The organism is Dickeya dadantii NCPPB 898, assembly GCF_000406145.1.
Lineage (GTDB): Bacteria > Pseudomonadota > Gammaproteobacteria > Enterobacterales > Enterobacteriaceae > Dickeya > Dickeya dadantii.
Genome location: NZ_CM001976.1, coordinates 3,099,192 through 3,122,558, shown reverse-complemented (window position 1 = coordinate 3,122,558; position 23,367 = coordinate 3,099,192). Strand labels below are relative to the sequence as shown.

Below are 23,367 nucleotides of genomic sequence, written 5' to 3'. Positions count from 1 at the left end.
AAGCCGGCGCGGTGGAGCAGGGATTGGTTCTGCGCTGCCATTCTCGCCGGCGACATAACAAAATTTGGCTTTATTATACCATAGCTGACAATACATCTGGTCAGGAAAATAACCATTCTTACCCATGAAGTTGTATTCTTTTTATCTGTTTACGCCACATTTTGCCTATATTTTGTTAACGTGTGTTTTTTGGCTTTTAAATGCGTTTGATTAGATACATTGCAACTTTTATATGGATATTTTGAAGCAGGTGTATTATTTGTAGTAAACAGTCGGTGCGGCAAAGTGACAAGACAGTTACAATGATGGAAAAGAAAGCAATTGCGCACCCGATTGCCTGTACTTACAAAACTTGATAATCTATTGATTAAATTTAGATTTTGACATTTTTCAGACAGTGAATCTGTCTGTTTCTCTAAAAAACCAGGTTGGAAATATGAATACTGTGATGGAAGTGAGTTCCACGTCTGATGCGCAGTCGCTATCATTCGGGAACTTAAAGAATAATACCACATGGTAGAGTAAAAAATACATTTTTAATTAAAAAGTGTATTCATTTTTTCTAAACCACGTAGTACCACCTGCAACAAACTCGTCTGTAAGTGTTACTCTTTTTGGAGAATTGTTCTTTGATTAGCGTTTTTCTTGTTGATGACCATGAACTGGTGCGAGCAGGGATACGGCGCATTCTTGACGATATTAAAGGCCTCAAGGTTGTTGGTGAGGCGCAGTGCGGTGAAGATGCGGTCAGATGGTGCCGTAATAACAGTGCGGACGTTGTGCTGATGGATATGAACATGCCAGGAATCGGCGGTCTTGAGGCAACACGCAAAATTGTACGATTTTCCCCTGAAATTAAAGTTATAATGCTAACGATTCACACAGAGAATCCGTTACCTGCTAAAGTGATGCAGGCCGGGGCGGCGGGTTACCTTAGCAAGGGCGCCACGCCGGAAGAGGTGATTTGCGCCATTCGCTCTGTGCATGCCGGCAAACGCTATATTGCGTCGGATATCGCTCAGCAAATGGCGTTGAGTCAACTGGAGCCGCAGGCAGAAACACCGCTGGAGTGTCTGTCTGAACGCGAATTACAGATTATGATGATGATCACTAAAGGGCAAAAAGTGACGGAGATCTCCGATCAACTCAACCTTAGCCCGAAAACGGTCAACAGTTATCGTTATCGAATGTTCAGTAAGCTGAACATAAATGGCGATGTTGAACTGACGCATCTGGCGATTCGCCACGGCTTATTTAGCGCGGAGACATTGATTAGTAGTGACTGAACGTTTTGACGCCCAGGCTTTTCTTAAGACCGTAACCAGTCAGCCTGGGGTTTATCGTATGTACGATGCCGGCGACACGGTTATCTACGTCGGTAAAGCCAAAGATCTAAAAAAACGCCTTTCCAGTTATTTTCGTGCTCAGGTCGCCAGCCGTAAAACAGAGGCTTTGGTGAAAAGTATCCGGCAGATCGATGTGACGATCACCCATACTGAAACCGAAGCCCTGTTGCTTGAGCACAATTACATCAAACGCTATCAGCCGCGTTACAATGTGCTGTTGCGTGACGATAAGTCTTATCCGCTGATTTTCCTCAGTGGGGATACCCATCCCCGTCTGTCGGTTCACCGCGGCGCCAAACACGCCAAGGGCGAATACTTCGGCCCGTTTCCCAATGGCAATGCCGTGCGCGAAACCCTGCTGCTGTTGCAAAAGCTGTTCCCCATTCGTCAGTGTGAAAACAGCGTGTACCGCAACCGCTCGCGCCCTTGCCTGCAGTATCAGATTGGCCGTTGTCTGGGGCCGTGCGTGAGCGGTCTGGTCAGTGATGAAGAGTATCAGCGGCAGGTCGAGTATGTGCGTCTCTTTCTGTCGGGCAAAGATCAGCAGGTATTGACCCGCCTGATCGAACGTATGGAAACGGCAAGCAGGGACTTGCGATTTGAGGAAGCCGCGCGTATTCGCGATCAGATACAGGCGGTGCGACGGGTGACCGAAAAACAGTTCGTCTCCGGCGACGGCGATGATCTTGACGTGATCGGCGTGGCGTTTGAAGCCGGTATGGCGTGTGTACACGTGCTCTTTATCCGTCAGGGGAAAGTGCTGGGCAGTCGCAGCTATTTCCCTAAAGTCCCGGGAGGGACAGAACTGGCGGAAGTGGTGCAGACGTTTGTCGGCCAGTTCTATTTGCAAGGCAGTGTTTCCCGCACCTTGCCGTCTGACATCCTGCTGGATTTCTCGCTGCCGGAGCATCAGTTGCTGGCTGAATCCCTGACCGAACAGGCCGGCCGCAAAATTCAGATTCAAACCCGACCGCGCGGCGACCGCGCGCGCTATCTTAAACTGGCGCGCACCAACGCTCATACGGCATTGACGACGAAGTTGTCGCAGCAATCGACGGTCCAACAGCGTCTGGCTGCGTTGGCGTCTGTTCTCGGGATCGAAAAAATCAACCGCATGGAATGTTTCGACATCAGCCATACCATGGGGGAACAGACCGTGGCGTCCTGCGTCGTGTTCAATGCGGATGGGCCGCTGCGCTCGGAGTATCGCCGCTACAACATTGCCGGCATCACGCCGGGAGATGACTATGCCGCCATGAATCAGGTGCTCCGGCGCCGGTATGGTAAGTCGATTGACGAAGGCAAGGTTCCTGACGTCATCGTAATTGACGGCGGTAAAGGTCAACTGGCGCAGGCCAAAGAGGTCTTTGCGTCATTACAGGTGCCCTGGGACAAATCACGTCCTTTGCTGCTGGGTGTGGCGAAAGGCAGCGATCGCAAGGCCGGGCTGGAGACGCTGTTTTTCGAAGCGACAGGCGAGGGGGTAGCGCTGCCAGCTGATTCGCCGGCGTTGCATGTCATTCAGCATATTCGTGACGACTCGCATAATCATGCCATCAGTGGTCACCGTAAGCAGCGTGCCAAAGTAAAAAGCACCAGTTCGCTGGAGACTATCGACGGGGTGGGGCCGAAGCGGCGTCAGATGCTGTTAAAATACATGGGCGGATTACAGCCGCTGATGAACGCCAGCGTGGAGGACATCGCCAACGTACCGGGAATTTCGCATGCGCTGGCAGAAAAAATCTTTCATGCATTGAAACACTAGAGGCAATGTAGCAACATAACCCTATTATCTTTCGTGCCAGACAGTTACCCAGACGCTATGCGATTTAATATACCAACGTGGCTTACCCTGTTTCGTGTTGTGCTAATCCCATTCTTTGTGCTGGCGTTTTACCTGCCATTCAACTGGGCACCAATGGTATGCGCAGGCATCTTTGTCTTTGCGGCGGTGACCGACTGGTTTGACGGTTTTCTTGCCCGTCGCTGGAAACAAACCACGCGCTTTGGCGCTTTTCTGGACCCCGTGGCCGATAAGGTCATGGTGGCGGTTGCGCTGGTGCTGGTGGCTGAGCATTATCACTCCTGGTGGATTACGTTGCCTGCCGCCACGATGATTGCCCGTGAGATCATCATTTCCGCATTGCGCGAATGGATGGCGGAGCTGGGTAAGCGCAGCAGCGTGGCGGTATCGTGGATTGGTAAAATCAAAACGACTGCGCAGATGGTTGCACTGGTCGGGTTGCTGTGGCGGCCTGAACGTATGGTCGAAGCCGCTGGCGTGGCGGCGTTATACGTGGCTGCCGTGCTAACGTTTTGGTCGATGTTCCAGTACCTGAGCGCCGCCTGGCACGATTTGCTTGAACATTGATCGCCTCGCCTTAAAAAACAGCAAACGATTCAGGTGGGGTGATAATTTTATTGACTCACTGCGTCAGGTAAGTAGAATGCACCGCATCGACAGCGACACAGTTTATTGAAAGTTATTGATAAACAAGATGTTCTGTAGAATGCGGGAATAGCTCAGTTGGTAGAGCACGACCTTGCCAAGGTCGGGGTCGCGAGTTCGAGTCTCGTTTCCCGCTCCAATTTTTTTTCTATAGATGTCCACCAAAATCTGTAGATTGCGGGTTCAACAGAGCGATCGCTCTGCTACACATCCAGAAAAATCCCCTGAAAATCACTGTAAAGCACGCCGACGTAGCACACAAATTAGTGCCCGAAAATCGGGTGCGTTGCGGATGTGGGTTGTTTGCTGAGTCGCTTCCCTGTGCGTGGTACACCGCTCTTCAACCCTGAAGCAGGCGCGCCGGCAGCGCGATGAACTGCGTGCCCGGCTCTAACCTCTGTTCAACGTAGTCCTGAAACCGACGCTCTTGTTCCAGTCGGCTGACGCCGTATCGATTAGTACGTAACACTTCAAACAAGGTACGTTCGGCAGGTGTCAAACCTTGCTCAGGTAATTCTGTTGGTCGCTTTTCGCATACTCCTTGTTGAACGTGGGATAGCAGTGTTTCCCGATCCATCATCACGGCTTCAACATGGGGCTGCCTCAGCCGTACATCGGCAAGAAATTTCAGCCCCCAAGTATCAATGTCTCCCCAGTAGCCAATTCGTCTACGGGAATATAAGGGAAAGCACCCCAAAGGGCGCGCCGAAGGGCAACGAGTCGAATAGATAAGCTGACATGAAAAGCGATTGGGGGGCAGGGTGGTAATTAACGGACACATTTAGCGATAGGCCTTACGGCAAACATTTTTACGCTTCATCCAGCTTCGGCAGACTTCAGGACGGCGATGGTCTGGTGTTCAGTGAATCGAGCCTTACGTTGATTAGAAAAAGCACCTGTTTTTCCCACGCGCTGTGTTGAGATGCATGAAAAGGTTATTGCAACCTTTATTGAAAAGCAGATGCTCTGCTAATTTGAACGCTCCCGAACACGGGATGGTCCAACAGGCTACGCTATTTTTTTAATATTCAGTTTCTTATAGCGCAAAAAGATAATATACGAGCGGAGGGCGAAAAAACCGACAACGCCCCCTGACGATACGGCTAATAGCAACATCATCGTAGTGCTGAGAGTATGATCAACCGCGATCGCCTGACGATAGCCGATATAGTAGCGAAGAGGGAAGTAGAGTAAAAAAATTGTAATAATGGAATACGTTCCCGGCACCGTAACTGTACCTTCCTTGCGGCCCAGGCTGTAGGCTTGAGGTGAAAAAATTCTCTTTGCTACGCTCCCTCCTAACATACAGCCCAATAACCACACCAGACTTGAAACCAGGATGTGACCTTGCTGTAGTAAAGAGATAATCGAAAAAATCATAAAACAGCCTGGAATAAGTAACAAAAACTTAATGCTAACATCTTTTTCAAAGCAAAAACTTATACAATAGAAGGTGGTCGAAATCAAAATAATAAGTACCCATGCTGGCATCCCTGTTACAATCTCTAACATAATAACTCCGTGTCAAATATACCGTTTATCATCCAATAACAATGCAGCAATCGCTATGGTAGCTGACAGTTTCATGTTGAACAAATAAAATAATCTCACCCTCAATCTGGCCTTGTTGAATAAATAAATTCCCTGCCCACTACTGTCATAATATTGTCACTTTCAGTCGGCTTTAACATTTTCCGCTATTCCAGTCTGCATTATATTACTCAATATATGGTTGATAACCATCACGTCTGCTACCCACACATCGCATCATCGCCACGTAAATTCAGGTGCTTACCGAAGACGGCTTTACAGGATATATAGCAGTTTCTGCCACTTGGTGAGTGGGGAACTGTGGTCTACTTCTATCGGGCATGGTTCCCTGCCAACCGCTGGTTGATGCTATCAAGCATTGAAAGATTTTCGAAGAAGAGATGCTGTCTAATTACATCTAATTTCACGCATAGCATCGATATTTATTAAGCCACGCAGCAGTATACTCTTCGTTTGCTAAGTGATTTTAAATGACAGTAATATGACATTTTAATTTCATTTTCGAGTAAGTTATTCACCGTGAATATGCTTTAGGAAACGCAGGGGTTATTTAATTAAGAATCAACAGATAATTATTGTAATAACATTTCCACTACGTGATTTCATTAGGGTATTTTAACTTTAATAGTGTCGAATATCTTGAAATGCTCTGGAAGTGTGTTTTTTTGTTTCAATAAAAAATACATTAAAATCAAATAACTACAATTAATTATTTTTTATTTTTGCTGTATTTATTGTTTGTTGGTTACATTATGACAATAAAAAGAATTAAATTACATTAGATGGGTGAATGTTTTTAATGCAATATCCACTAAGTTGTTTGTAATGGTATATGGAATACCAAACTATTTAACTATTGATGAGTTCTGCATCCAGAGAGTTATTTGGCTGCGAAAATGGCATTGATTATTTCGAGAAATAATAAACATAAACATACGGATGTGAATAATGGATATTGCAATTATAGGCATTTCTTGTCGTTTTCCTGATGCAAACAACTATAATGATTTGTGGGATAATATTATTCATCGCCGTAATTCAGTCTCTAAAATTTCTGACATTCAAAAAAATGCGGCGTCATATAACCGAAAATCTTTACAGTGGCCTGATGCCAGTGAAACTCGGTGGGCTGCCTTTGTTAATAACGTTGATTGTTTTGATAACCAGTTCTTTGGTGTTCTTCCTAAGGTTGCGGAAACCATGGATCCTCAACAGAGGATCATGCTGGAACTTACCTGGTCCTGTTTGGAGGATGCAGGAATCCCTCCATCAACGCTTCGAGGGAATAAAGTTGGCGTTATTATTGGTGTTTTCAATAACGATTATAAAGAGCTACAGGAAAATGCCAATGCGCCAATAGAAGCGCATCATTCCACGGGCACCGCCACTTCTATTATTGCTAACCGTATTTCACATTTCTTTGGTTTTCATGGTCCGAGTGTTGCCATTGATACCGCCTGCTCGGGTTCATTAAACGCTATTCACAGCGCTATTCAGGCCATCACTAATGGCGACTGTGACGTTGCTATTAGCGGTGGCGTTAATCTTATTTTGACGTCTACCCGGCATCAGTCTTTTGCCAAAATGGGAATGCTGTCGCCCACCGGTGCGTGTCACTCTTTTGATAGCTGTGCTGATGGTTATGTCCGTGGAGAAGGGGCGGGCGTCTTATTGCTTAAGCCATTAGATAATGCGCTGGCTGACGGTGATGTGATTCACGGGGTCATCAAAGGGAGTGCCATTAACCATTGTGGCACCACCTACACGCTCACCTACCCCAGTGCCGAAGCGCAGGCTGATGTGATTATTGCCGCGAACAGGCACGCCGGCGTGCCTGTTCGCTCTATTGGCTTAGTCGAGGCTCATGGAACAGGGACACCGAAGGGCGATCCCATTGAATTCGAGGGGCTTACCAAAGCATTTAGTACGCTCGCTCAACAGCAGGGAATCGCGCTGGATGAGGCTTTCTGCGGCGTGACGTCCATCAAAAGCAATATCGGCCACCTTGAAGCGGCAGCCGGTGTGGCGGGTGTCATCAAAGTTCTGCAGGCGTTTAAACACCGCAAACTGCCTCCATTACGCAATTTCTCCGCTCTCAATCCTAAAATTGATACGACCTCGACGCCTTTTTTCTTCGTTGATGAAACCACTGACTGGCAACGTATTGACGCTAATACGCCGCGCCGCGCGGGGGTGAGTTCGTTCGGGTTCGGGGGGACCAATGCCCATATTGTATTGGAAGAAGCCCCTGAGCCTGTGGGTCGTAAGCCCGCGTCTGGCAAGTCCGCGAAGCGCAATGAGTATTTGATAGCGCTTTCTGCAAAAAGTCCGGCTGCACTGTGGCAGCGCCAAAAAGATTTGATCCAGTGGTTGAGTGAACATCCCGACGCATCACTGCGTGATGTGAGTGCGACATTATTGACTCGCCGGGACCACTTTGCTTATCGCTACGGGTGTGTGGGCCGCGATGTTCAGAAGATTATCCAGGCGTTAGAAAAGGCGGTTGAACAAGGCCCGCCGGATTTGAAAGAACATGCCGCGGATGAAGTGGAAAAAGCCCGTGTTGCGGGCGCAGCGCTGCTTGATGCTATTCATCAAGCCGGTGCCCCGGCGGTGAAACGGCCTTTGCAACAACTGCGTGAATATTATGAGCGTGGCGTGCAATTGGATTGGACCCGGCTATTTGAGGGGGAGCATCCGCAACGAATTGCGCTTCCTGGTTATCCATTTGTCCATAATCATTTTTGGATCAGCAAAAGCGATAAGGCCGGTTCGCAGCGTGCCGCCTTGCGCGCTCAGCGTCACCGTGTAGTGAACATTGGGAGTTCCCGTTATAAAGCGCTGCTTCAGGGCGATGAGTTTTTTATTGCCGGTCATCGCATCGGCGGCCAGACGATCCTGCCGGGGGTGGCCTATCTGGAACTGGTACGCGCCGCCTTCACTGATGCGATTGATTTAGAAAATGTCGACACAATCCGTTTCTCCCAGGTGACCTGGTTAAGGCCGCTGGAATTTCACGACGCGGCTGCGGATATATACATTCAGCTTGATCCGCATGAGCCAGGCACATCGTGGTTATTCCAGGTTCTCGACAACGATCAAACGCTTTACTGCCGGGGGACTATAGGGTTTTCCGGGGATGCGCTGCCTGCTTTGCCGACCGCGGTGATGGCTGACGATGCCCACGCGCGCGATGCGGCCGCCTGCTACCAACTGCTCGATAGTTTGCAGATGTGCTACGGCGCAGGTCTGAGATCCATCAGCCAGATCGCTTTCGATGAGCGTGCCTGTGTCGCCGATCTGATACTGCCTGATGCGCAGAGCGCGGATTTTGTTATTCATCCGTCGTTGGCGGATGGCGCCTTGCAGGCGGCGGTCGTCTGGGCGACCGAGAAGCTGCGCGCATTGCGGCCGGGGAATGAGCCGGGGGCGATGGTCATTCCATTCTCTTTGGAGGGACTGGAGTTACTGCATCCTTGCAGTTCAGCCATGACGTCAACCATCACCCTGTCAGGCGAGAAGCCTATCCACGATGGTGTCTTCAAGGTGGATATTCATGTCAGCGATGCGAACAACCCTGAACGCGTCGCGCTGATATTCCGCGGCTTAAGCTTGCGCGTTCTCGATGACAGCCTTGCCGTAAAACATCAGCCGCAAGCCGAACATCCGCCGCTTACGCTACCTGAAACCGTCAACCTCTATCAGCCATACTGGATTGAGAAACCGGTGTCAGAGGCCGACGTGCCCATGCAGCAGGTGGTGCTGGTGGGTAGCGAGCAGGATGTCGACTGGTTCGCAGACCTTATCGCGCAATCGGAAAATCCGCCTCAGGTGCAACGAATCCAGTTTGCATCCACGCCGGAGGTGGATCGTGAGCCGGATCGCGCGTGGGTTCGCCCGGGCAATGGAGACGACTTCATTGCGGCGGTGGATGCGCTGTTGTCGCGGGGAGCAACGTTTGAGCAGGTGCTTTGGGTCAATGCGGAACAGACCGGCGATGATTGGGTCGCTCGCCTGAGTCGTGGCCCTCACAGCCTCTTCGCGCTGACTAAAGCGCTGATGCGTAAGGTCAAAAAGGTTCGGTTTGTCCATTTCTATCTCGCCGGCGAGAGCGTGCCGGATATCTCCGCCATCAGTGGTTTCTACCGGACTTTGCGTGTCGAAAAACCAGCCTATATCGGCCATGTGGTGCATTGCGACGCGGTTATTGATGGTGAAAAACAGGCTGGCGTTACTATCCCGGCGTTGATCAAAAGCGAATTCAGCGACGTATCCAAAGATGCCGACGTGCGCTATGTGCAGGGGGCTCGTCTGGTGCGTCGCTTTGTCAAGGATGCACCGTTATCAACGTATGCCGGCTCCGCGTTGCGCGCGAAGGGGGCCGATGCGGTTAACCCGCCGTTATCCGCCCCGGCTTCTTTGCGCCGGCAGGGAACCTACCTGATTACCGGCGGGTTGGGCGCGTTGGGGCTGATTTTCGCTCGTTACCTGTGCTCATGCTATGACGCCACCGTCTATTTGAGCGGACGCTCCGCGCTGGATGAAAAGCGGCGGCAGCAGCTTGATGAGCTGAATGAACTCGGCGGCAATGCCATTTATCTGGCGTGTGACATCAGCGATCCGGATAGCGTTCAGGGTTTAATCGAGGCGATCCGCGCATCGGGCCGCTCGCTGAACGGTATCATCCATTCTGCCGGCGTCATCGAAGATAACTTTATTCTGCGTAAAAGCAGTGAAGCCTTTGAGCGGGTCGTCACCCCGAAGGCAATCGGCACCTGGCTGCTTGATGACGCCACACACGATCAGCCGCTCGACTTCTTTGCGCTCTTCTCTTCCGTCACCGGCGTCTTAGGCAATATGGGTCAATGCGACTATGCCTTTGGCAATGCCTTCGAAGATTATTTTTCTTATCAGCGTAACGCACTGCAACAACGGGGCGAACGTAGCGGTAAAACGCTGTCTCTGAACTGGCCCTACTGGAAAGACGGCGGCATGCGTCTTACTGATAAAGAAGAGGGCTTCCTGAAGAGCCATTTTGGGATTATTCCGTTGCTGACCGAAGACGGTATCGCCATTTTTGATTATGCCCTGCAAAGCCAGGCTGCTCAGATGGTGGTGATGCCGGGAGAACATGCGCGCATTGAGGAGGTTCTGGGCGTTGTCGATATGGCGCCGGTGCGCGAGGCGTTGAGCGCTCCCGATGCCGACGACCGTCACTCGTTACAGGATGTCGTTATTCGGTATTTGTCCGACCTGTTTGCCAGAAAGTTACAAATCCCGGCGCATTTCGAGCGTAATGGCTTCTTTCGTGACTATGGCTTTGATTCGGTCGTGGTTATTGAACTGGTCAATGCGTTGAAAACGACATTCGGCAGCGGGTTGCCGATGACGCTGTTCTTTGAATATCAAACCATGGAAGAGCTTAGCCGCTTCCTGCTTGAGAACTGTCATGAGGCCTGTAATGGCCTGCGGGGCACGACGTCGGCGAGCGCGGTGGTAAAACCGACCGTCAACGCCGCCTTGCCGGCTGCCGATGTCGTACGCGCGGCTGCGCCAGTGCAGCGGTTGCAGGGATCGCCGCGTGTCGTAAACGATGACGATATTGCCATTATCGGTATCGCCGGACGTTACCCCCAGGCGGACAATCTCGATCAGTTCTGGCGCAATCTGACGCAAGGGCGTGACTGCATTATCGATGTCCCGTCTGAACGCTGGGACGAACGCTGGTTTCAGGAAGGCGCGGCAACGCCAGGGAAAAGTTACAGCCGGTGGGGAGGATTCCTTTCCGACGTTGAACGCTTCGATCTCCGTTATTTCAATATTTCCCCGAAAGAAACGGAAATCATGGACCCGAATGAGTGGCTGTTCCTTGAAACCGTCGCTCATGCCATTGAAGACTCTGGATATACGGCAGATAAGCTCGCACCCTTGCAGGTAGGGCGCGAAAACCGCGTCGGCGTCTATGTCGGCATGATGTGGGGGGATTACCAGCTTCATGCCATCACCAGCCCCGTAGACGAATGGACGACCTCCCATTCATCTTATTGGTCGGTAGCGAACCGTGTTTCGCACTTCTTTAACTTCTCCGGCCCCAGTATGGCGCTGGACACGGCCTGTTCATCGTCATTGACGGCTATCCATATTGCCTGTCATGCCATTCGCAGCGGCGATGTCCCGGTTGCGATTGCAGGCGGCGTCAACCTGTCGCTGCACCCTTATAAGTATCATCTGCTATCCAATATGCACTTCCTCTCTTCGGACGGTCGCTGCCGCAGTTTTGGTGAAGGCGGCACGGGGTATGTGCCGGGAGAGGGGGTTGGGGCGGTGGTGCTTAAGCCTCTGTCTCAGGCCCGGGAAGAGGGTGACCATATCTATGGCATCATTCGCGGCACGGCGGTGAACCACGGCGGTAAAACATCCGGCTTTACGGTTCCTAACGCGAAACGTCAGGCTGAGTTGATCGTTGACGCGCTGGAGGCGGCCAACGTTAATCCGCGTCATATCAGCTATGTCGAAGCGCATGGTACGGGCACTAAACTTGGCGATCCGATTGAAATCAGCGGGTTGAATAAGGCGTTTTCGATCGCCGGAGAGAATACCAAATACTGCGCCATCGGCTCGGTCAAGGCCAATATCGGTCACCTGGAAGCCGCCGCCGGCATGTCGGCGTTGACCAAAGTGCTGCTGCAGATAAAACACCGGACGCTGGTGCCGTCGATTCAGTCAAAAGCGATTAACCCGTTTATCGACTTTCAGGGTGGGCCATTCCGTCTTCAGCAGTCGCTGGAACCATGGCAACGTCCTGTACTCGACGTGACGCAAGAGAATGGTCAGCGCGTCGCAAGCGAGATTCCGCGTATCGCAGGCATTAGCTCGTTCGGGGCGGGGGGCAGCAACGCGCATTTGATCGTTGAAGAATATATTGCGCCGCCGCCGGCTACCGATGACAAGGGTAAGCCGGCGTTGATCGTGCTTTCTGCTCGTCGTGAAACCGCGCTGCGAGCCATGGCCGGGCAGCTTGCGACCTTTATTGAACAATATTCTGCCGTTGAACCGCATCCTGAACTGTCGCTACAGGATGTCGCTTATACACTGCAAGTTGGACGCGTTGCGCACGAATATCGACTGGCGTTTGTCGTAGACGTCGCGGCGGATGCGGTCAACATGCTGCGCGCCTATGCCCAACAGCAATTATCGGGATTGATCACCGGCCATCGCGACAATGCGCGTCAGGCTACCTCAACGCCGCCGTTGGCTGAGTGGATAAAACAGGGGCGCCTGGGTGCGCTGGGCGAGGCATGGGCCAACGGCCATGTGGTTGAATGGAGCCAGTTGCATGCGGCGCATTCCCGTCGGCGTGTTTCTCTGCCCGGTTATGCGTTCCAGCGCCAGGATTGCTGGGCGCCGACCTCACCTGCCGTGCTTTTGGGGCCGGTGGTGTCGGGTGCTGCCGCGCTGCACCCGCTGATTGACGCCAATATTTCTACTCTGGCCTCGCAGGCATTCCGCAAACGGCTGCGCGCGGACGAATTTTTACTGAACGATCACCGCCTTGGCGATAACCGTATTCTGCCCGGCGCCGCCTACATCGAGATGGCATTGAGCGCCAGCGAGCTGGCGTTGCAAGGTCATGCGCTGCCGCTTTCGGGCGACAGGCCCGTCCTTTCTCAGGTGCAGGATATTAAGTGGCGCCAGCCCATTATGGTCGCCAGTGATGCAATAGAGCGTGATGCAATAGATATAGCTATCTCGCTGGCGCCCTCGCAGGGCGGGCTCGATTTTGAGATTTACCGGGCGGAGGGCGACAAACGTCATGTCTACGGCAGCGGCCGCCTGTGCGAGGAGACATCGCCTCAGCCAGAGCCGGCTAACCTGCAAAGGCTGCTGACTAACGGTCAGGTTTATCAGCGCAATGATATCGATGTGGCTTTCAGGCAGCGTGGGTTTACGCTCGGCCCGGCTTTTCAGGTGCTGGAGTGTCTGTATGCCAATGCCGAAGAGGCGCTGGCGGAGCTGAAGTTTCCTGACGGCTTGCAGATAGCGCCGGTGGTACAGCCATTTATCCTGCCGCCTTCACTGCTGGACGGCGCATTACGCACCGCGCTGGGCATCGGCGGCTTTAGCGCGACGACCAATACGCTTGACGTTCCGGTCGCTCTGGCACGGTTGCAGATATTCAGGCCGATTGACGGGATTTGCTATGCCTACGCCCGCCGGGATAACGCCCACGGTTCGGCGGCGACGGCCAGCTACCATATCGACTTGCTCGATAGCATCGGCAATGTGGTGATAAGGCTCACCCGGTTGCAAACGCAAGCGGTGCCGCATTTGGGCATGAGAACCTTACGTGCGGCGCAGAGCGCGAAGCCCGCCGCGCAAATGAGCGCAGGCGGCGCCAATACGCTTCAGCCAGTTGCGGCGGCATCGGTTATTGCCGCCACGCCGCGTCAGCAGCCTGGCGCGGTCCCTTCGCGCGAGGCTATCGTTAATACGCTGATTGCTCATGTCATTAGCGTGACCAAACTGGATGCCGGCGACGTGACCGCCACGGAGCTGTTATCGAATTACGGTCTTGATTCGATGATGATTCTGGCCTTGAACGAGAAGCTTTCGGCAACCTTTGACGGCCTTCCTCAGACACTCTTCTATGAATACGAAGACCTCGCTTCACTGGCTAATTACCTGATTGAAAACTATCCCGAACAGGTGGCGGCGCCTGCTGACGTAACGCCCGCGGAGTCTGCGGCGGGTGGGGTGCAACCGAATGTGGCGCAACCGAGTGAAGCGCAGCCTGTGAACGCCCGTTCGGTACGTGACGGGGTGCTGGATTATCTGATAGCCAGCGTAGTTGAGGTCACCAGGTTAGATGCCGGCGAGGTGCGGCCTGCAACACAGTTGTCGGATTACGGCCTTGATTCGATGATGATTTTGGCCTTGAACGGCAAGCTTGCGGCCAGCGTCGGCGAGGTGTCGCAAACGCTGTTCTACGAATATCAGGACCTCGACTCCCTGGCGGATTTTCTCTGCGAGAGCTATCCCGAGCAGGTCGCCGCCTTGCAGCCCGCGACGGCGAGCGTCACGCCGGCGCCGGTAGCGTTGTCGCAGCAAAACGCCACTCATGCTGCGGAGCCTGCTGCTGAACCGGACCGATCGGCAAACCCGGTATCGGCGACAGGCGATGGGGTGTTTGACAGTTTGACGGCGGCGGTCGGTTCGGCAGCGACAACCCACTCTGCACTGACGCCGCTCTGGCAGTGGCCGCTGGATACCATCACTCTTATTCGCTTACAGCATGAGTTGGATGCGCGTTTTACCGGCGTTAGTGCCACCGCCGTCTACCGTTATCAGATGCTGGCCGAATGGGCCGAGGCGATACAGGCCGCGCAGCAGCCTGCGCTTCAACACAACGCCGCGTCGCCGGTGCCGGCTGCGCGCCCGACGCTGGCTAGTCTGCTGAACACGCCGCGTATTGATGCCCTGAGACGTAATGCGTCGGGCGACACTGAACCGGTTGGCGTGGTTGGCGTAAAAGATGACATTGCGGTTATCGGGCTGAGCGGCCGCTATCCGGGCGCCAAAAATGTGGATGAATTCTGGGCCAACCTCACCGGCGGCGTAGACAGCATTACCGACATTCCTCTGTCGCGCTGGGACTATCACCAACATTATTCGCCAGTGCGGGGGCCCAAGAACAAGGTCTACAGCAAATGGGGCGGGTTTATCGATGATATTGATCAGTTCGATAGCCAATATTTCAACATATCGCCCCGCGAAGCGGAGCTGTTGGATCCGCAGGAGCGCTTGTTCCTGCAAACCGCCTGGGAGTGTGTTTCGGATGCCAGCTATTCGCGTCACGCACTGAGCAAATCGCAGGTCGGCGTGTATGTCGGGGTGATGTGGGGGCAGTATCAATGCATCGAAACGACGGAGAAACAGCACGAATCCGGCTGGGCCATGTCGTTGCACTCATCGGTAGCCAACCGGGTGTCGTTCTACTTCAATCTGAATGGCCCCAGCGTGGCGCTGGACACCATGTGCTCGTCGTCGCTCACCGCGCTACATATCGCGTGTCAGGCGCTCCAAAGCGGCGACTGTAAAATGGCGATAGCCGGTGGCGTCAATTTGATTGTGCACCCGATGAAGTACTACCAACTGGGGCAAAACCAATTCCTTTCCAGCGACGGGCGTTGCCGGGCCTTCGGCGAAGGCGGCGATGGTTATGTCCCAGGGGAAGGCGTGGGCGCGGTGTTGCTTAAGCCGTTGCAACAGGCGATAGCGGATGGCGACCAAATTTATGGCGTGATCAAAGCCACCGCCATTAACCACGGCGGCAAAACCAGCGGCTTTACGGTGCCGAATCAGGCGGCGCAAAGCAACGTTATCAGCACGGCATTCGAGCGTGCCGGCTGGCGCCCCGCGTCGGTGGACTACATTGAAGCGCATGGCACCGGCACGATGCTGGGGGATCCGATCGAAATCTCCGGACTTGCCAACGCCTTTTCGCGCATCAATACACAGCGGGGGATCAACAACGAGCTGCAGTCTGGTCACTGCCGTATCGGTTCGGTGAAAAGCAATATCGGGCATCTTGAGTCCGCCGCCGGCATCGCCGGGTTGACCAAAATCCTGCTACAGATGCGTCATCGTAAGCTGGTGCCGTCGCTGCACTCACAGACGCTGAACGGGAAAATTAACTTCGCTGCCTCGCCGTTCCGCGTGGTGCAGGCGCTTGAGGCGTGGGAGTCGGCCGCCGATCATCCCCGTCGTGCCGGCCTGAGCGCCTTCGGTGCGGGTGGTTCAAACGCCCATGTGCTGATAGAAGAAGCGCCACAAGAAGACGCGTCAAAACTTGCATCGACCGCCGCCCATCGTGGTGAACCGCGCTTGTTCGTGCTCTCGGCGGATAGCGAAGAACGTTTATCGCTGTATGTAGCGCGGATGGTGAGCTTCCTCCGTCAGGCGTTATATGAACCGCAGACGGCGCCCGGTTTTGACTCTCTGGCATTTTCTTCGCTGGTCGGGCGCGACGCCATGACGGAACGTCTCGCGGTGGTGGCGAGCAGCCTGGGCGATTTACTGAGTCAGTTGGAGCAATACCGGCAGGACGGCGCGGCGAAACAGCTGTTTCGTGGGCGCGTTGCCGGCGGCGGCGAACGTCTGGATACCATCCTTGAGGGCAAGCAGCTTGATGAGCTGGTGGCCGGGTTGGTACAAGAACGCCAGCTCCTGCGTTTGGGCCGCTTGTGGACCGCGATGCTGGATGTGAACTGGCAACAGTTCGCGCCGTTACTCTTTGCCGATAGTGGGGCATCTGGCGCGGTGCGTCGGGTTTCATTCCCCGCGTTGCCGTTGATGACGCGCAGCCATTGGCTGGCGCTGCCTTCGGAACCAGGCGAGTCACGCCGCGCTAAATCGCTGCACCCGTTGATAGATGAAAATACCTCCACGCTGTCGCAGCAGAGATTTATCAAACAGCTGACCGGGCAGGAGCCCTATCTGCGTGACCATGTGATTGGTAGCGCCGAGGCACGGGTGATCTTACCCGGCTCGGCCTATATCGAGATGATACATGCCGCGGGCCAGCTGGCGATCGGAAACGATTGGGCCGTCGGGACGATGCGCAACCTGATGTGGATGAACGCTATCGAGGTGGACGACGAGCCGGTGGAGGTGGAAATCGACCTGGCGCACTCGGATGGCGAAAGCGTGCAGGTGGCGATCCATAACCGTCACACCGATGTGCTCTCGGTAGAGGCGGAATTGGTTTATCGCCCGACAACGACCGAGATTGCCGATGAATGGATCGACCTTGACGCGCTGCGTAACCGCGGCCAACACGAAAGCGATCAGGCGGCCATCTATGCTGATTTTGCCAAAATGGGTTTTGCCTATGGCCCCAGCTATCAGGTGACGCGTGAACGTTACCGCTTCGCTGATTCTGCGCTGAGTCATTTGCGCCTGCCTGATGGGGTACATTCCGCGGATGCGTTTTATCTGCATCCGTCGCTGTTGGACGGCGCGCTGCGTACCTGTCTGGCGGTCGGGCTGGAGCCCTCTGCGTATTCAACGCCGATCGTGCCGTTCTTCCTCGGCGAGCTGGAGTTGCGCCATCCGCTTGGCACAGAGTGTTATGCCTATGTGACGCCAGCGCAGTCGAGTGTGTCGGGCCAGAGTGTGGGCGGCAATATTCAAAAGCACGATATTACGCTGGTGGATACCACCGGCCGGGTGCTGGCGCGCCTGAAAGACTTCGCCGCTCGTAGACTGGAGAGTGATGCCAGTACGGCGCAGTCTGTGACCGCGCAAGACGTGCAGTACTATGCCTATGAGTGGCAGGCATCGCCACTGCCGGAGACGACATCGGGTGCCGCGGTGAGTGCTGCGGCGGTACGGGTGTTGGTGCTCAGCGATGACGAGACGCTGGCCGAGGCGCTGCGCGCGCGTTACGGCGACGACGCCAGCGTGATAGCGGTGACGCCAGCCAGTGCGTTTACCCAGCACGATAGCCATCGATTCAGCGTCGATACACAATCTCAAACCAGCGTACAGACATTGTGTGAGCAGTTGGCCGCACAGCAGATGTGGCCTACCCACATCGTGCATGCAATCGGCGCGGATAAGCACTTTGATGACTTCCCGGCCGTTGGGGCCGCGCCGCTATTACACGCCGGACTGCAGTCGTTACGGCACCTGTTTGTGGCGCTGGAAACGGTAACGCCGGGGCAGGCGCTGCGCTGCGCTAACGTCTATACCGCACAGACTGATCAGGTTGAGCCACAGCACGATGCAGCCAGCGGTTATGCCCGCTCGTTGCTGACGATTAACCACCGCTTTGAGCTGTTCACCTTGCGTAGCGATGCGGATGACGTAGCGGCGCTGGCGAGTGCGATTTATCAGGAATGGGTACCGCGCCCGACCCCGCTCGCCGGCGTCGAGCTGGCCTATCGACATGGCGCTCGCTACCAGCGCACGTTGAGCGAAATCACCCCGCCTCAGGCCGATGGCAACGGAAACGGCAACGAACCGCACCTGAGCTTCGTCCATCGCGGTCACTATGTGATCACCGGCGGTGCCGGCAAGCTGGGGCTGCTGATAGCGCACTATCTGGCATCCCGTTATCAGGCCCGTATCGTGTTGAGCGGCCGCTCGGCCCAGCCAGGTGATGCCGTCCAGCAGCAACTGGTTAGGATGCGTGAACTGGGGGCCGAGGTGCGCTATATCGCGGCGGATGTGGCGCAGGAAGGGCAGGCTGACGCGTTGATTGCACAAGCCAAAGCCGCATTCGGCGCAGTAGACGGCGTGCTGCACTGCGCGGGCGTCGCCAGCGCAACACCGATGACCGCGCTGCAAGATGCTGAATTTTACGCGCTGATTGGGCCGAAGGTAGACGGTCTGGTGGCCCTCGACCGTGCAACGGCGCAGGAGCCGCTCTCCGTCTTCGTCAACTTCTCTTCCGTTTCTGCCGTGCTCGGCGACTTGGGTTCAGGGGCTTACGCCGCAGGTAATCGCTTTATGGATAGCCATGCGGTATGGCGCAACAACCTGGTCAAAAAAGGACTGCGCGCCGGTCAGACTGTCTCTATCAACTGGCCGCTGTGGGCCAGCGGTCAGATGAACATCGAACAACAGGATGCCACCCTGTTTGCGTTCTCCGGCATGGCGGCATTGGACCAGGAGGCAGGCATTATCGCCCTCGAACGCGCGCTGCTCGAACAACGCCCTGCATTGCTGGTTGTGGTTGGGGACCGTAACAAGGTTGCCCGTGCCCTGCGCATTCAGGCCGATGAGGTGGCGCGCTCTGCACCGCCGGCGCACGTGAATGTCGCGGCCAGCAAGCAACATGCCGTTGAGCCGACGCCGCCCGGCAGCAGCGCCTATATGCAGAGCGAGAACGCGCTGAGGGAGCGTATTTCGGCCATCATCAAGCTTCCCGCCGGCGATATCGCCGTGGATGCCACCTTTGAGCAGTTAGGTATGGATTCCATCATGCTGATGGAATTGCGCGCCGTGCTTGAGAAAGAGTATGACGGGCTGCCGAAAACGGCGCCGTTTGAGTTTAATACCACGGCCAAACTGGCCGGGTATCTGTGCGAACGTTATGGCGCAACGCAGGAGAGCCGGCAGGTGCCGGCAGAGACGCCGCCGCATCTTACCGCAGAGACGGTGAACAGCCATCACGCCGACGCGCCTGCCGTGCCTTATGCCAAACGGGCTATGCCTAACGCGCCCACGAATACCTTGGGGTTGCATGCTGCCCGCTCATCGTTATCAGCCAGTGTGAATGCCGCCAGTGATGCCGTGGCGATTATCGGTGTGGCGGGCGAGTTCCCCGGCGCCGAGAATCTGGCGGATTTCTGGGCGGATATTCAGGCGGGCAAAGAGAACCTGACCACCATCCCGAATGCGCGTTGGGCTATCACGCCGGACGATAACGGCAATCCGCGTTACGTGAATCGCGGCGGTTTCCTCAGCAACGTGAATGTCTTTGATCCTGAGATGTTCCGCATGAGCAGTGATGAAGCCAGTCGTCTCGATCCTCAGGTGCGTGTTTTGCTGCGTTCCGCCTGGCATGCCCTGGAGAACGCCGGTTACACCCCGTCAGCGCTCACGTCTCAGCAAGTGGGCGTGTATGTCGGCGCGATGAATGAAGATTTCACCTGGGTCATGGCCGAACTTTATGCCCGCACGGGTCGATATCCGGGGGCCGGTTCTGTCGTCAGTGAGCTGGCGAATCGCATTTCGTTCCTGATGAATCTGCGCGGCCCGAGTTTCAGCGTTGCCACCACCTGTGCCTCATCGCTGACGAGCGTGCACATCGCACGTAAGGCCATTCTCGGTGGTGAGTGTGATATGGCGCTCGCCGGCGGCATAAACCTTAGCCTCCACCCCAGTAAATATATGCTGCTCCAGGAGATGAACGTGCTCTCTTCGGACGGCAAGGAACATACCTTCGATGAGCGCGCCAATGGCCTGATTCCAAGCGAAGGCAGCGGCATGGTGGTACTGAAGCGCCTGAGCGCCGCACTGGCGGATGGCGACCATATTTATGGCGTGCTGCGCGGTTCAAGCATCGGCCATGCGGGCACGGGGGCAGGGCAATATTTGCCGAATCTGGCCGTGATGGAGGAAACCGCCGTTCGGGCGCTGGACGAGGCGCGTATCGACGTTAACGAGCTGACTTATATCGAAAGCCACGGTGCGGCGACCGAGTTGGGCGATCCGATTGAACTGAAGGCGCTGTCCAACGCGCTGCGTCGCCACACTCACGCGCAACATTTTTGCGCGTTGGGAACCAAGGCCAACCTTGGGCATATGGAAGCGGCATCGGGCGTTTGTTCATTGATTAAGGTGCTGTTGAGCATGCAGCACGGTCGTCTGTCGCCCTGTGTCAACCTTGATCGCGTCAATACGTCGTTCGAACACGAGACGTCTGTGTTCCTGTTCCCGCGCGAGGCGCAGGAATGGCGCACCAATGCCAGAGGCACGCGTTTGGCGGGGATTAACGCCTATGGCATGGGCGGTTCTACCGCATTTGTGGTGGTTGAGTCCCCTGAAGAGGCGCTCATGCGCAGTCGTGATCACACACCTGTCGTCAGGGATAACGCCGAGAACCGGCCGCAAATAGTGGTGCTGTCGGCACACCGGGCGGAGCGTCTGGCGGCTTACGCCGTCGAGATGCGTGACTTTGTTACGCAGCAGGGAAGCGCGCTTCATCTCGCTGATCTGGCCTACACCAGCCAGATTGGGCGTGTCACGCTTGATCATCGGTTGGCCATCGTGGCGACGAGCATGGATGATCTGCTGACGAAACTGGAATGCTTTATTGCTCGCCCGGCCTCTGAGCATAGCAAGCTGGATATTTATAACGGCAACGTGCGTGAAACCAAAGATGTCCCGCAGTTGATCGCCGGCGAGGCGGGTAAGCACTTTATTCATGTATTGGTGCAAACGCAGCAGCTCGCCAAAGTCGCCACACTGTGGACGCATGGCTGCGACATTGACTGGGGCCTGTTACACCACGAGGCATTACGTCGTCGCGTGGCTTTCCCCGGCTACCCCTTTGCGAAAGAACCTTGCGATCTTTACGCCGCGCTGCGCCTTGACGCGCCGCCGCCGCACACGCGCCACAACGAAGTCGCCGCGCTGCCGGTTCCTGATGGAGCCCCTACCGTACCGCAGGCATGGTTTGCCGGCCTGCAGAATGAACGCAACGTGGAAGCGCTAGACGATGAGCAATTGCAGGCGTTCTGGGTTGAGCAACTGCATGCCCAAGAACCGCACGCCCAAGACGAGGCCGGCGCGTTGATGGCTTCGGCGCTGCTTGGCGGCGCAGAGGTTCAGGATGCCGAAGCGTCTGCGCCGCAAACGCTGTCCGTGGAGCGGCGAATCGATCGGGACACGGTGGCGGCCCTGCAAATCTGTACCCAGCGTCAGGCGATCTCCGTTGAGACGCTGATGGCCGCTGGCTGGGCGCTTCTCACCAATCGCCATGCGCGGGCCAGGCATTCCCAGTTCGGTCTGGTTCGGCAGGTTAATGATGAACATCCTCAGATGATACCCGTGCGCGTTCAGGTGGTTGGGCGTCACAAGACCGCGCTTTGGCTCAAAGACGTTGAAACACAGCTTGAAAAATGTTTCGACCATACCGGGGCCACGCTTGAGCGGATTGAGCGCTGGGTTGGCGATGCGCCGCTGTTTGATAGCGCGGTTGCTTTGCTGACTGACGGCGACGAGGCCGGTTTGAACCAGGCCGTTTCTGCTCTCTTTGCAGTTCAGCCTGGGCTGCACGTGGCGCTGGTGGTCAGCGTTGAGGCGCACAGTGTGCTTTTACGCCTTGACTGCCGGGGGATGGATACCCAGATAGCGCAGCTGGATCAACTGCTTGAGCAGTTCGTGATTCTGCTTGAAGGGGTCGCCAACCATCCGGATAAAAATCCGGCGGCGCTGCCTATGCGCAGCAAAGGGGAAGGGCGCAAGGCCTTCCTGAAAACGCTTGAAAAACTTAATCAGCAAGATCAAACACCATGAAAATACTGATCACCGGAGCAAACGGATTTGTTGGGCTTAACGTTATAAAAGCCTTGGTCGCCGCCAGACATCAGGTTACGGCGTATGTGCGAGCGTCATCCAACGTGAGCTTTCTGGAATCGTTCGACGTCACCCTGGTGCGCGGCGAATTGCATGATAGCCAGCGCCTGCAAGCGGCGATGGCCGGGCACGACGGGGTGATTCATACCGCGGGCAATACCAGCAGCAACGCCCGTGACTGGCCGCTGCTGGAAGCGGTCAATGTTGAGGGGACGCGCTCGGTGATTGAGGCGGCGCTGGCGTGCGGGGTGTCGCGTCTGGTGTATACCAGCACCAGCTCGACGATAGGGGCGCATAACGACCCCGCCGCCGAGGCGACCGAAAAGACCGTGCTGGCGGGGTTTCGTGCGAAAAACCCCTATGCCAAAAGCAAATTGCTCGCTGAGGAACTGGTGTACCGCGCCTGCGATCGCGGCTTGTCCGCCGTCATTCTGAACCCGACGGAAGTGCTGGGTGCCTACGACTATTCGATGCAGTGGGGGCGCATGGTGTTGGCGGTGAACTATAACCAGCTGCCGTTCCTGCCGCCGGGCGGCGCCAGTTTTTGCGGCGCGGGCGATGTCGGTGACGCGCACGTCAGCGCCTTAACCAAAGGACACTCAGGCGAGCGCTACCTGATTGCGGGCGCCAATGTCCGCTATCGCGAGCTTATCAACACCATTGAATCAATCGTGCCGTGCAAGGCGGAACGGCCCAAGACCCATTATCCGTCTTTCTATCTGAAAACCCTGCTTCAGGAAAAGTTGCCCTGGTTGGTGCGCGGCGAACCGGTGCTGGATGCCTATCGTCTGCGTGTCTTCGGAGGGGTTTATTACTTTAGCAGCGCCAAGGCAGAGCGTGAGCTGGGCTATAAGCCTTCCTCTTTAAGCCAGATGGTGGAGGAGTGCGTTTCCTGGTATCGGGCCAACGGTTTTATTGCGCCTTAGCAATCGG

General features: G+C 55.2%; 7 protein-coding genes and 1 tRNA gene. 6 read left to right on the top strand and 2 right to left on the bottom strand.

Annotated elements, in window-relative coordinates:
- Positions 1–629 precede the first annotated feature (629 nt).
- The 4 genes from uvrY to DDA898_RS14050 all read left to right on the top strand — a co-directional run bounded on the left by uvrY (position 630) and on the right by DDA898_RS14050 (position 3,934).
- On the top strand, positions 630–1,286 hold the full coding sequence (uvrY, locus tag DDA898_RS14065) for a UvrY/SirA/GacA family response regulator transcription factor (protein ID WP_013318560.1): 657 nt from the start codon (positions 630–632) through the stop codon (positions 1,284–1,286).
- Entirely contained in the window at positions 1,279–3,111 is a 1,833-nt protein-coding gene (uvrC, locus tag DDA898_RS14060) for an excinuclease ABC subunit UvrC (protein ID WP_038911497.1), read from the top strand. The genes uvrY and uvrC overlap by 8 nt, the downstream gene beginning before the upstream one ends.
- Before the next feature lie 57 nt (positions 3,112–3,168).
- Positions 3,169–3,717 carry a CDP-diacylglycerol--glycerol-3-phosphate 3-phosphatidyltransferase gene (gene pgsA / locus DDA898_RS14055; protein WP_013318558.1) on the top strand — a complete coding sequence of 183 codons (549 nt, stop codon included), beginning with the start codon at positions 3,169–3,171 and terminating at the stop codon, positions 3,715–3,717.
- 141 nt (positions 3,718–3,858) lie between these two features.
- Positions 3,859–3,934 (top strand) — tRNA-Gly (locus DDA898_RS14050).
- A 201-nt stretch (positions 3,935–4,135) separates the two neighbouring features.
- Here DDA898_RS14050 and DDA898_RS22430 read toward each other — a convergent pair.
- Both DDA898_RS22430 and DDA898_RS14045 read right to left on the bottom strand, forming a co-directional pair.
- Entirely contained in the window at positions 4,136–4,576 is a 441-nt protein-coding gene (locus DDA898_RS22430; RefSeq protein ID WP_236616669.1) for a Wadjet anti-phage system protein JetD domain-containing protein, read from the bottom strand.
- 227 nt (positions 4,577–4,803) lie between these two features.
- On the bottom strand, positions 4,804–5,307 hold the full coding sequence (locus tag DDA898_RS14045) for a hypothetical protein (RefSeq protein ID WP_038901577.1): 504 nt from the start codon (positions 5,305–5,307) through the stop codon (positions 4,804–4,806).
- Positions 5,308–6,294: 987 nt separating this feature from the next.
- Here DDA898_RS14045 and DDA898_RS14040 point away from each other — a divergent pair.
- Together DDA898_RS14040 and DDA898_RS14035 are read left to right on the top strand one after the other, a co-directional pair.
- Positions 6,295–22,374, top strand: coding sequence for an SDR family NAD(P)-dependent oxidoreductase (locus DDA898_RS14040; protein WP_038911496.1), 16,080 nt, complete (start codon positions 6,295–6,297; stop codon positions 22,372–22,374).
- Complete coding sequence (locus tag DDA898_RS14035; protein ID WP_038911495.1) at positions 22,371–23,360, top strand: NAD-dependent epimerase/dehydratase family protein; 990 nt, start codon at positions 22,371–22,373, stop codon at positions 23,358–23,360. The genes DDA898_RS14040 and DDA898_RS14035 overlap by 4 nt, the downstream gene beginning before the upstream one ends.
- Positions 23,361–23,367: the final 7 nt, after the last annotated feature.